The 11,412-nt window shown below is 65.2% G+C and carries 10 protein-coding genes; 6 read left to right on the top strand and 4 right to left on the bottom strand.

Going from position 1 to position 11,412, the window contains the following annotated elements:
* Positions 1–5 precede the first annotated feature (5 nt).
* A complete protein-coding gene (locus bpln_RS24315) occupies positions 6–1,244 on the bottom strand; it encodes an efflux RND transporter periplasmic adaptor subunit (RefSeq protein ID WP_042627785.1) in 1,239 nt (412 codons plus the stop codon).
* Between the two features lie 317 nt (positions 1,245–1,561).
* On the opposite strand from bpln_RS24315, the gene bpln_RS24310 reads away from it, so the two are divergent.
* The 6 genes from bpln_RS24310 to bpln_RS24285 all read left to right on the top strand — a co-directional run bounded on the left by bpln_RS24310 (position 1,562) and on the right by bpln_RS24285 (position 6,701).
* A complete protein-coding gene (locus bpln_RS24310) occupies positions 1,562–2,311 on the top strand; it encodes a response regulator (protein WP_042627784.1) in 750 nt (249 codons plus the stop codon).
* Positions 2,295–3,572, top strand: a complete 1,278-nt coding sequence (locus tag bpln_RS24305) for an ATP-binding protein (RefSeq protein WP_055140237.1) — start codon at positions 2,295–2,297, stop codon at positions 3,570–3,572. The genes bpln_RS24310 and bpln_RS24305 overlap by 17 nt, the downstream gene beginning before the upstream one ends.
* A 318-nt stretch (positions 3,573–3,890) precedes the next feature.
* On the top strand, positions 3,891–4,646 hold the full coding sequence (locus bpln_RS24300; protein WP_209444941.1) for a TetR family transcriptional regulator: 756 nt from the start codon (positions 3,891–3,893) through the stop codon (positions 4,644–4,646).
* A 143-nt stretch (positions 4,647–4,789) separates the two neighbouring features.
* Positions 4,790–5,296 (top strand): MarR family transcriptional regulator, encoded by a 507-nt coding sequence (locus tag bpln_RS37465; protein ID WP_055140235.1) that lies wholly within the window; start codon positions 4,790–4,792, stop codon positions 5,294–5,296.
* A 20-nt stretch (positions 5,297–5,316) separates the two neighbouring features.
* Positions 5,317–5,802: an amidohydrolase family protein gene (locus bpln_RS36825; protein WP_055140234.1), complete on the top strand. Its 486-nt coding sequence runs from the start codon at positions 5,317–5,319 to the stop codon at positions 5,800–5,802.
* 182 nt (positions 5,803–5,984) lie between these two features.
* Complete coding sequence (locus bpln_RS24285) at positions 5,985–6,701, top strand: SDR family oxidoreductase (protein WP_055140233.1); 717 nt, start codon at positions 5,985–5,987, stop codon at positions 6,699–6,701.
* Positions 6,702–6,711: 10 nt separating this feature from the next.
* Here bpln_RS24285 and bpln_RS36075 read toward each other — a convergent pair whose 3' ends face one another.
* From bpln_RS36075 to bpln_RS24275, 3 genes are all read right to left on the bottom strand, one after another.
* Positions 6,712–7,089: a hypothetical protein gene (locus bpln_RS36075; RefSeq protein ID WP_148654153.1), complete on the bottom strand. Its 378-nt coding sequence runs from the start codon at positions 7,087–7,089 to the stop codon at positions 6,712–6,714.
* A gap of 53 nt (positions 7,090–7,142) precedes the next feature.
* Positions 7,143–8,237, bottom strand: a complete 1,095-nt coding sequence (locus bpln_RS24280) for a porin (RefSeq protein WP_244131861.1) — start codon at positions 8,235–8,237, stop codon at positions 7,143–7,145.
* A gap of 152 nt (positions 8,238–8,389) precedes the next feature.
* Positions 8,390–10,918 (bottom strand): glucose/quinate/shikimate family membrane-bound PQQ-dependent dehydrogenase, encoded by a 2,529-nt coding sequence (locus bpln_RS24275; protein ID WP_055140232.1) that lies wholly within the window; start codon positions 10,916–10,918, stop codon positions 8,390–8,392.
* Positions 10,919–11,412: the final 494 nt, after the last annotated feature.

Genomic DNA, 11,412 nt, shown 5'->3' with positions numbered 1-11,412 from the left:
TCCGCCTAGCGTCGCGCCAACACGGTCGAGGCCGTGTCTGTCGCGGGTGCCGTGTTCGCCTGCGTCTGCGGCGTTTCGGCCACCACATTGACCGGCGCGCCCGCTTTCACGCTCTGCAGGCCGCTCACGATCACGCGGTCGCCAGTGTGCAGACCCGATGTTACGATCCATTGGTCGTGAAATGCGTTGTCAGCCACCACCTGCACCTGCTGGGCCTTGCCTGCCGCATCCACCACATAGACACTCGCGTTGCCGTCCGATGCACGCGTCACGGCCATCTGTGGCACAAGTATCTCGTTATCGTTCTCGCCTTCTTGCAGACGGGCGCGCACGAACATGCCGGGCAGCAATTCGCGTTCGGGGTTCGGAAATGTGCTGCGCAGTGTAACCGAACTCGTAGTTGCATCCACGGTCACGCCTGAAAACTGCAGGGTGCCGAGGTGAGTATATTCAGTGCCGTCTTCCATCACGAGCGTAACGGCTGCGCTGTCGCTTCCTGTCTTCTTCAAGCGACCGGAAGCGAAGGCCTTACGCAGCTTCAGCCACTCAGTGCTGGAGCGCGTGACGTCGAGGTACATCTGGTCGAACGCCTGGATGGTGGCGAGCGCAGTGGTCTGATCGGAGGTGACGAGCGCCCCCTCGGTTACGCTAGATGCGCCGATGCGCCCGGAAATGGGTGCCCGCACACGTGTGTAGTCGAGGTTCACGCGTGCAGATTCGAGCGACGCCTTGTCGGCCGTGACGTCGGCAGCGTCTTCTCGGACGACGGCGACGGCATCGTCGTAATCCTGCTTACTCACAGCGTTGATTTTCACGAGTTCCGTATAACGGTCCGCTTTCGTCTTCGCCGAGGCGAGCGTGGCGCGGGCTTTTTCGAGCGTGCCGCGCGCCTGATCATAAGCAGCCTGGTAGGTGGCTGGATCGATCTGGTAGAGCACTTGGCCCGCCTTCACGTCGCTGCCCTCCACGAACAGGCGCTTAAGGACGATGCCACCCACCTGCGGTCGAACGTCGGATACCTCATGCGAAGAAAGGCGGCCGGAAAGCTCGACGGTTTTGACGATGCGATGTGGCGTAAGCACGACCACGCCTACCTGAGCGGCTTGAGCGGCTAAGCCACCGGGCGACGCTCCTATTTGCCTGTTGCAGCCGGCAGTGCCGAGTATCGCGAGTACAGCAAACAGCCGGCACGGCGTGCACGTCGTGCGACGGCGCATGTGGTTTGGGAGGATTGGCATCTTCATCTTTGACCTGTTTGGGTATCGCGGCATCGAGCGATTCGAGAACGGGACGGCACCGGGCTCGTCCGCAGCAACTCAGTGGAACCGGTGATGGGCAAGGCGTAACGCTACCGATGGCGCATTTTTTTGTGCTTACCAAAACTAGCTATCCGGTAACGAGCCGAGAAAATGAAATAGGCAAGGTGTGCTTTCGGCAAGCAAAACAGCAGGCGCGCGCTGTTTATCTCAGGTGGGTGCAAAACTCATTAATTTTTCGAAAGCCAGTCGCGCCCACTCCACGCTACCATTAACCTGCTCTCACACAATCATGAACACCCGACGTGTGCACATCTGCCCTTCCCGACTCCTCCTTGCAGGTCCTGCTCGTCGATGACGACGCTGAACTACGCGACCTACTGCGCAAGTTTTTCCAGCAGCGCGGCGTCGCATTTTCCGTTCTGCATGACGCTACGAACCTAACATTGCGACTGGAGCGCGAGCGGCCGTCCATCATTGTTCTGGACATCATGATGCCGAACGTGGATGGTCTCGTCGCACTCAAACGACTGCGCGCGCGAGGCGACACGATTCCGGTCATCATGCTGACCGCACACGCCGAAGGGGTAGACCGCGTGCTGGGACTGGAGCTTGGGGCAGACGACTATCTCGGCAAGCCATTCATGCCCCATGAATTGCTCGCGCGCATCCACGCGGTGCTGCGCCGCCACGGACCGCCGCAAACTGCCGTGGTTCAACAGAGACGCGCCCCATGCCGATTCGGACGTTTCGAACTGGATTTCTCGGCCCGCGTGCTGCTATGCGAAGGCTTACCGGTGAAGCTCACCGGGGGTGAGTACGCGCTGCTTGAGGTGCTGGCCTCGCACCCCATGGAAACGCTTTCGCGTACTCGGCTTCTAGAGTTGCTTCACGGTCCAGATGTCGAAATAACGGAGCGCGGGATCGACGTGCCGGTATGGCGCCTACGTCGTCTGATCGAGGACGACCCATCCAATCCAAGACGGCTGCAAACCATGCGCGGTGTTGGCTACATGTTTGTTCCGGACAGCCCAGCCGATGAAGAATCCATTTGATTCGATGTTCGGACGGCTCGTCATCACTACGGTGGGTCTTCTCGTGCTGGTTCACATCACGTCGCTGCTGCTGATCGATCGAACCCGTGCGAGCATCGCCGCATTCCATATTTCGCGTGTCGTGGAGGCGGCCGCTCACATGAATGAGCGGGTCGTGGAAAGCGAACGGTCCGCAGCGAGCATCCTCGGTATCTCGTTCGTGGATCTGAAGCAACTACCGGCCGCCGAGGCACAGCGCTTCCGCAAAGATACGATTGGGTCCATCGAACAACAGCTTCGGCACCTGCTTCCGGCGGGCACCCACGTAGCAATAGATAGCGACGGCACGCTACGCGTTCTACCCGCAGGAAGCATGCGCGGCATAGTGCTGCCGCAAGCCGAGGTGCCACTGAACCGCTTCACGGGCGCGCTGGTCTTGGTACTGGCGTTTGCCATCTTGGTCGCCATCGTGCTCGCCTGGCGATTCAATGGGATGGTGCACGACTTGGCTGCCGCGGCGCGCGAGCATCGCATGGGCCATCATGCGGGCGTTGTGCGTAGGCGCGGACCGCGCGAGGTGCGTGAGCTAATAGACGACTTCAACGATATGACGCGCGAATTGGCCGAGGCCGAACGAGAACGCGCCGTGATGCTCGCGAGCATCGCACACGACCTGCGCACTCCGCTCACACGCATGCAGGTGCGTGCGGATCTGCTAGCCGATGTCGGTGATCGCGCGGGCTTTCTGCGCGACACGGAATCCATGTCGCGCGTCATTACGCAGTTTCTAGACTTCGCCCGCGAAAGCCCTGAAGACTCCTCGCAGACGAGTGTAGACTCATACTGCCGCCTCAATTACACCGAGGCACTCCACCCTGGCGGTGGAGCGGAATCCGATACTCTCGTGAGGCTCGATCTACGCGCTGGGCCAGACTTCATGTTGCCCGTCGTCGATATCGATCGCATTCTCTCGAACCTCGTTGAAAATGCGCTGACCTACGGCGAGCCGCCGGTGGAAATCACCACGGTAGCGCGTGACGAGCATTACGGACTGGTGGTGCGTGACCACGGGCCCGGCGTGTCCGAGCTTGACCTCGAGCGCGTACTGCGCCCGTTTGTCCGACTTGACCCCGCACGCGGTGGCACTGCACACAGCGGTCTGGGCCTTGCCATCGTGCGTCGGCTCATTCGCCATCATGGCGGTTCGCTGCATATTTCCAACGCGGCGGGCGGTGGGCTCATCATCGCGATACGGTTTCCGAAGCAAAGCGCTGTGCGATGACACCAGGTCTGCGGTGGCATCACCTATTTACATGCCAGCGGCGTCTAATCGATTCTCTATGTGCTTGAACTGCCTGATGTATCTCGACTGCTTCAATCTCGGGGAATGGCCTCACTAATTGCGCTGCGGAGACACTGATTTATCCGGCTCGACGGCCATCGCTGACACAGCCGAAAACGTCGTGGAAGATAGTTCACGGAACGAGCCCACGACGATGAAACGACAAATGAAACCGGCTTCGATCGATTCATGGGAGAAGTCCGTCATGCGTGTGAGAAATCGAGAAACAAGGCGGATCTCTGGACGGAACTTCTTCGAATGGGCGACGCTTCGCTTCGGTATTTGGCCATTCTCCCCAACGTCGCCGACCACCTCGCGCGATTGCATATTAATCAGTGTTTCCCCAGACGAGCTATTCGCATTGATGTCGTCCGAAATCGTGAGGAATCGATGAAGCGTACGCAGGAGCAGGCGATGCACACGCGCGCCAGGATCCTCGACTCCGCAGTCCAGGCGTTCCTGCGGCAAGGCCTGTCGCACACCTCGCTGGCCGATATCGCCGGCGTGGCGGGCGTCACGCGCGGCGCCGTCTACGGGCACTTCAGGAACAAGTCGGCCTTGTTCGAGGCCATGCTCGAGCATGCGGGGCTGCCCGTCGATCCGTTCCTGATCGCTTGGCACGCGCCGGAGCCTGATCCGCTCGAACGGTTGCGGAGAGCGCTGGTCCGCCATCTCGCGCGGGTGTTGTCGAAGGGTGTCGCGCGGCGCATCTACAGTATCGTGTATTCGCGCTGCGAAGTATCCGAGGAGACGCGAGAGTTCTGGGAGAAGATGCATGCGGGGCGGCGGGCCGCCGAGCAGCGTATCGCCGACGCGCTGGCCGATGCGCGCGCGCAGGGACAACTCGCGGCCAGCGCGGATATCGCGCAACTGGCGGCCTTCACGCACGCCAGCCTGATGGGCTTCTTCATCCGCAGCCTGGCGGAACAGGCGAGCATCGCGCCGCGCCAGAGCGCCGAGCATGTCGTCGATCTCGCCTTCCTATTGCTGCGCCCTGTCGAGCCAGGCGATTGAGTCGCGAGCGCGTTCACGATATCCATATCCACGATAGCGCACACCGCTCGAACCGCAATCGGCTCACGCGCCAGCGCCGAAACTCACTCCTTCGGCCGCCTGCTATTGCGCGCTGACCTGGCCTTGCGCCAGACCACCACGCGATGCACGCGGGACGCCCTGCAGGTGACGGCCCGGCAGGCGCGCGTCCTGTCCTGGTCGCGCAGCCCGAACTGGTCTGCTCCGCCGAGATCTCGCGCCAGTGCGGCGTCGATCCCAAGGCCATCACCTGCATGGTCGATCGGCTGGTGCGCGATGGTTTCCTGCAACGCCGGCGCGACACGACCGATCGACGCGTCGTCGAACTTGTGCCGACGGCACGCGGACACGCTGTGGCCGCCGGCGCGCCGGCGGCGTTTCTGGGCCCCGGATCCGGCCTACCCGTTCGCGGCCGGCGCGCTGGTGCCGCCGAGGTCAATGCGAGCGCCGAGCTCTTGATCCGGATGATGGACGCGCACAGCATCGCGCGCACCGTGCTGATCCAGGTGATGCACTATCGCTGGGACAACCGCTATCTGGCCGACGTGCTCAAGCGTTATCCTGGCCGGTTCCACGGCGTGGCGCGTGTCGATCCGGCCGATCCGGCGCGCCCGATCATGTCGATGCGCTGACCGGACAGGGCTTTCGCGGCGTGCGCATCAGCCCGTTCGCGAGCGCCGAGAGCGACTGGATCGGCGGCCCGTTGATGACGCCGTTGTGGGCGCGCTGCGAGGCGCTGAAGGTGCCGATGAACGTGCTGACCGTGCCTGGCCGCCTGCCGCAGATCGCCGCGCTGATCCATCGCCATCCCGATCTCGCCGTGGTCATCGATCACATGGCCGACACCCCGCCCGAACGCACCGACCAGGTTCGCGACCTGCTCGCGCTGGCGCGCTTTCCGAACGTATTCGTGAAGATCTCGCACCTGTGGTCGCTGTCGAAGCAGGCGTTTGCGTACGCCGACGCGTTCGGACCGAAGCGCCTGATGTGGGACACCAATCATCCGGTGTGCCTGCCCCACCTGTCGTATGCGCAGACGATCGCGCTCTATCGCGATCATCTCGACTTCATGCCTCTTGAGGATCGCCAGGAAATCTGGCATCGCACCGTGCAGCGGATCTGGCCGTTCGGCCTGTAGCCGGCGTGCCGTATCGATCATTTCCGCCGCTTCGATTCACCTTCAGCGTTAACGATCATGGTTGTGCAATCACCTGATTCGGGTCGCGCGCACCGTGCGCTTGCGGCCGTCAAGCCTCAGTCAAGGACCCTGCTTGCCAATCAGCGTCGCGAAGGAAAAAGCATGGCGGAAAACGGGCAGCGATCGTCGGAGGCACCAGCGGCATGGGGCTCGCAACGGCGAAGATGTTGCTTGACGAAGGGGCGCGCGTTCTCGTGACGGATCGCTCGCGGGCTGGCTTGGAATCGGCGGAGCAAGAACTTGGCGGCAGTGCCATCGTGGTTTCGAGCGACGCGCGTTCGTTGACTGACATCGACGCTCTCGCTACTCGGGTGAAGGGCGAATTCGGCACCTTCGACCTGCTTTTCGTCAACGCGGGTTTCAGTATTCCAACGCCTCTCGATAGCGTGACGGAGGCCATCTACGACGAAATGTTCAACCTCAACGCCAAGGGACCGTTTTTCGCGGTCCAGAAGCTCGCCCCGTTGATCAATCGTGGAGGCTCAGTTGTCCTAACGACATCCGTCGCCAACGTCAAGGGACTGCCGGGCCAAGCCACATACGGGGGCGCCAAGGCTGCGCTGCGGTCGTTCGCCCGAGTGCTCGCCACCGAGCTGCTTCCGCGGGAAATCCGCGTGAACGCAGTGTCGCCTGGCCCCATCGACACGCCGATCCTCGACAAAGTGTTTCCCGATAAGAATGCGGCCGCCCAAGTCAGAGAGAAGACGATCGGGATGATCCCGATGAAGCGCTTCGGGACCCCGGAGGAAATCGCGAAGGCCGTCCTCTTCCTCGCGTTCGATGCGACCTTCACGACCGGCCTCGAGATTCCGGTCGATGGCGGCTGGTCGCAACTTTGAGGAGTCCGGGTTAAATGAAGATGGGAAGAATCGCAAGTGCCGAGAGCAAGGCTGGCGTGGTCAACCGCTCGGACGACCCTTGCGTAATCCTCATGTTCGTCTTCGGCGCCGAGAGGAAGAAGGCCTGACGGCCGTTTAGCTCGAAGGATTCAGCGCAGCGCCGATTATTATTTCCGAGGAGCCCCTGACGGCACACAGCGAACCATTCGGTCCCGGAGCAGGGAAGATTTCGCCGCGCCCCCGCGGCAGTCTGGGCCTTCCTGCCAGCGATGGATTCCACCAGCATCGACGACACGCTCGATCGCATCGAACACTTGGAACAGGAGTCCAGGGCCGCGGGCTCGCGCCGCACGCGGTGGCGCATGAACTGCACGCGCTGCTCGATCACATCGGCTCGGACGTGAAGGCCGCCGCACCGCTGCGCGCGGCCTGAACCGGCACTCAGAACCGCTCGATCATCCCCAGCTGCACGCCCTTCACGGTCGCGCCCGGATACGCCGGCGTGAGCCCCGTCACGTTCACGCCGCGCAGCGTAAACGTGGCCGCGCCGCGATTGCGCAGCCAGCCGGCGCTCGCGTAGAGCAGCACGCGCGGCGAGAGATCGTACTCGGCCGCGGCGCTGAACTGGTCCGCGTCGTCGCCGCCGCCCGAGCGGTCGCGCAGGTAGGTGTAGCCGAGCGAGGCGCGCAGCCGCGCCGTCATCGCGTAGCGCATCGACACGGCCATGCCGTCGTCGTGATAGCGCGGCGTGCCGCCGTCGCCGTTGAACATCGACACGAATGCCGTGAGCCGCCCGAAGCGGTAGGACACGCCGCCGAGGTTCGCGCGCAGCGCTCCCGCGTCGTTGGTCTGCTGGTGCGCGAACGCGATCCGGAACGGCCCCTGCCGATAGGCGAAGGTCGCGATGCTGCCGCCCAGCCCGTTCGCGCCACCGCCCGACGGATCGCGCAGCGACACCATCAGCGTGGTCGTGAAGCCGTGGAAATCGGGCGACAGGTAGGTGATCGCGTCGCTCTCGTAGGGCGTGATCTTCGACAGGTTGTTGAGGCCCGAGGCGATCGTGCCCGCGCCGAACGCGTCGATCTGGCCTTTGAACGGAATGTAGATCGGCGAATATTGCCGGCCCACGCGCAGCTCGCCCCACGGCGCGCCGAGCCCGACCCAGGCCTGCCGGTTGAACAGCGTGCCGGCCGTGGAAAGCGTGCCGTCGTTGGAGCCGAAGCCGCTCTCGAGCGCGAACAGCACGCGCAGCCCGCCGCCGATCGGCTCGCTGCCGCGCAAGCCGATGCGCGAGCCGCGATAGGCGCCCGAGTCGAGCCGCGGCACCCAGCCCGAGCCGGGGTTGGTCACCTCGATACTGGTGTCGAGCAGGCCGTACAGCGTGACCGAGCCCTGCGCGGCACAGGCGCCCGCCTGCAGGCCGAAGCCGAGACACGCGAAGAACGCGGCGGCCCGCCGGACGGCACGCGGCCCCGGCCCCGGCCCCGGCCCGGCAGCGCCAGGGAAAGTTGCGCTCGCAACGAAATGGGAAGACATCGATGAACGGCTCCGCCGGCCCGCGGGCGCGGGCCGAAACGAACGGAAAGGCAAACATCACAGCAAAAAGCCGGTGCGACGGCAAGCCGTTCGCACCGGCATCGACAGCCTCAATGGCATCGGCCGCCATGGCCCGCGGCCTCGCGGCCCGCTTACTTCGTGTCCGGCAGCGCGTAGGCGATGATGTAGTCGCCGAGCTTGGTGCCGAACGAGCCATGGCCGCCCGCCGAGATCACCACGTACTGGCGGCCGTTGGCCTCGTAGGTCATCGGCGTGGCCTGGCCGCCGGCCGGCAGGCGCTGCTGCCACAGCAGCTTGCCGTTGTCGGTGTCGTAGGCGCGGATGTAGTTGTCCGCGGTCGCGCCGATGAAGAACACGCCGCCCGCCGTGGTGGCCGGGCCGCCCAGCATCGGCATGCCCATCCGGAACGGCAGCGGCACCGGCGAGCTGTCGCGCACCGTGCCGATGCGGCGCTTCCAGACGATCTGGTTGGTCTTCAGGTCGATCGCCGACACGTAGCCCCAGGCCGGCTGCTTGCACGGCAGGCCGAACGGCGAGAGGAACGGGTTCAGCGTCACGCCGTAGGGCACGCCGTATTGCGGCTGGATGCCCGACTCGGTGCCGCTGCCCTTGGCGCCGGCCTGCGGCTCCATCGGGTTGCCCGGACCGCGCGGGATCAGCCGCGAGACGAACGGCAGCGCGATCGGGTTGGCGATCGCGATCTGGCGGTCGGTGTCGACGGCGATGCCGCCCCACTCGAACATCCCGAGGTTGCCCGGGAACACCAGCGTGCCCTGCTCCGACGGCGGCGTGAAGGTGCCTTCGTAGCGCAGCTTATGGAACATCACGCGGCACACCAGCTGGTCGAACATCGTCGCGCCCCACATGTCGGCGTCCGTGAGCTTCTGCTTCGGACGGAACGTGAGATCCGAGAACGGCTGCGTCGGCGAGAGCCGGTCGCCCTTGGCGGCGCCCTGCGGCACCGGCAGTTCGGGGGCCGGCACCACCGGCGTGCCGGTACGGCGGTCGAGCACGAAGATGTTGCCGGTCTTGGCCGGCGCGTATACCACCGGCACCGTCTTGCCGTTCTTGTCGGTGATGTCGGCCAGCGTGGGCTGCGCCGGCTGGTCCATGTCCCACAGGTCGTGGTGCGAGGTCTGGTAGAACCAGGCCAGCTTGCCGGTGGACGCATGCAGCGCGAGCACGCCGCTCGCGTAGCGCTCCTGCTCCGGCGTGCGGTTGCCGCCCCAGATGTCGGGGGTGGTCACGCCCATCGGCAGGTAGACGATGTCGAGCTTCGCGTCATAGGCCGACGGCGCCCACGAGTTCGGCGAATTCCAGGTGTAGTGCTCGCCCGGGCCGGGAATGTGGTTCGGGTCCTTCGCGCCCGGATCGAACGCCCACACCAGCTGGCCGGTGCGCACGTCGAAGCCGCGGATCACGCCGGACGGCTCGCGCGTCGAGAAGTTGTCCTCGACCGAGCCGGCGACCACGATCACGCTGTTCGTGATGACGGGCGGCGAGGTCGGCTCGTACATGCCCGGCGTGGTCACCGGCTGGGCGTGCTGCAGGTCGAGGTCGCCGTTGTTGCCGAACCCGGCGCAGCGTTCGCCCGTCAGCGCGTCGAGCGCATAGAGGTGGCCGTCGTTGACGGGCAGGTAGATGCGGCGCGTGCAGGCGGCCGGCGAGGCTTGCGCGGTGGCCGCGGCCGGGGCCGGAGCGGCCGGCGCGCTGGCCGCCGCATCCGTTGCGGCGCTCGCGGCGGTAGCGTCGGCGGCGGCAACCGTCGTGCCCGAGGCCGGTGCGGCGGCGGCCGTCATGGCGGTGTCGGCGGCGGGCGCGGCGCCGGCCTGCGCGTCGGCCGACAGGTCGTGATACGACACGCCGCGGCAGGTCACGTGCTGGAACGACGGGTCGTTCTTCAGGCGCGGGTCGAACTTCCACGCGAGCTTGCCGGTGGTCGCGTCGAGCGCGAACAGGATCTGGTGCGGGGAGCAGAGGTAGAGCAGGTTGCCGATCTTGATCGGCGTGACCTCGGCCGTGATCTCGCCCGGGTCATTGGGGCCCTTCATGTCGCCGGTGCGGAAAGACCAGGCCACCTGCAGGTTCTTCACGTTGTCGGGCGTGATCTGCTTGAGCGGCGAATAGCGCGTGCCGTCCTGGGTGCGGCCGTAGGCGGGCCAGTCCGCGTCGGCGATGCCGGGAACCGGCGAGGTCCGCGCGGGCGCGGCGGCCGCGAGCGTGCCGTTCAGTTCCTGCGGATCATTGAAGTTCGCGTACACCAGCACGCCGGCCCAGATCAGCAGCGAGGCGGTCAGGGCCCAGCCGTTCGCGGCGCGCGCGCCGTCGAGCTTGCGCGTGACGAGCACCAGGAGCCAGACGCCGAACACCACCAGCACGCCCGAGCGCGGCGCGAGCGCCCAGAAGTCGAAGCCGGATTCGCCGACCGCCCAGATCGCGGTGCCCACCAGCAGCAGCGCATAGAGCGAGAGCGCGACGGCGCGGCGGCCGCGGATCAGCCAGGCGAACACCAGCAGCACGATGCCGGCCACCACGTAGTAGGCCGAGCCACCGATCGCGGCGAGCCAGACGCCGCCGACCAGCAGGTAGAGCCCGGCCAGCACGGCGAACAGCAGCGTCAGCCCGCCGATGACACCGAGCGACGAGGATTGTCTTGTCATGATCCCAACCTTTTTTTGAGATGGTTAATCCACGAAACTGCGCAGCCGAGGCGCGCAGGTCATCCTCCATCGTTTTTTTTATACCGACCACGAAACCGCGTGTCATGCAACGGCCGATGCATGGCACGCGCCGGCCGCGGCCGTCATGAGGACGGCCGCGGCGCCTGCTACGCGAAACGCCGGCGACGGCACGCACCCGCTCGGGCGGGCGCGAACGCAACGGCGGAAACTGGGAACCCACTACGTGGCACGCGGTGCGCCGCGCCGCGTGACTTCGCCCATGCCGGATTCGGCAAGGTGAAGCACGGCGGCGCGTGCATGCTGTCGGCGGCAGCAGCGCCCCGTGCGCGCCACGCGGCACGAGACACGTCTGCCCGAAGAGACATCCGGAACGCCCACCCGATTTGCCTGATTGTCATGTCCTTCCCGTCACGTGAATGCATGGCATGCACATCGAATGCAGCGCCGCCACGGCATGCCGCGCCTCACTGCAT

Origin of the sequence: Burkholderia plantarii (assembly GCF_001411805.1) — a bacterium.
GTDB classification, from domain to species: Bacteria; Pseudomonadota; Gammaproteobacteria; order Burkholderiales; family Burkholderiaceae; genus Burkholderia; species Burkholderia plantarii.
The sequence above is the reverse complement of the archived record's forward strand: the minus strand, read 5'-3'. Positions and strand labels throughout refer to the sequence as shown.

Coding starts and splice junctions, on each gene's coding strand:
- bpln_RS24300 (WP_209444941.1), top strand. CDS start 3,891: ATGGGCGACGCTTCGCTTCGGTATTTGGCCATTCTCCCCAACGTCGCC.
- bpln_RS24315 (WP_042627785.1), bottom strand. CDS start 1,244: ATGAAGATGCCAATCCTCCCAAACCACATGCGCCGTCGCACGACGTGC.
- bpln_RS24280 (WP_244131861.1), bottom strand. CDS start 8,237: ATGTCTTCCCATTTCGTTGCGAGCGCAACTTTCCCTGGCGCTGCCGGG.
- bpln_RS37465 (WP_055140235.1), top strand. CDS start 4,790: ATGCACGCGGGACGCCCTGCAGGTGACGGCCCGGCAGGCGCGCGTCCT.
- bpln_RS24275 (WP_055140232.1), bottom strand. CDS start 10,918: ATGACAAGACAATCCTCGTCGCTCGGTGTCATCGGCGGGCTGACGCTG.
- bpln_RS24305 (WP_055140237.1), top strand. CDS start 2,295: ATGAAGAATCCATTTGATTCGATGTTCGGACGGCTCGTCATCACTACG.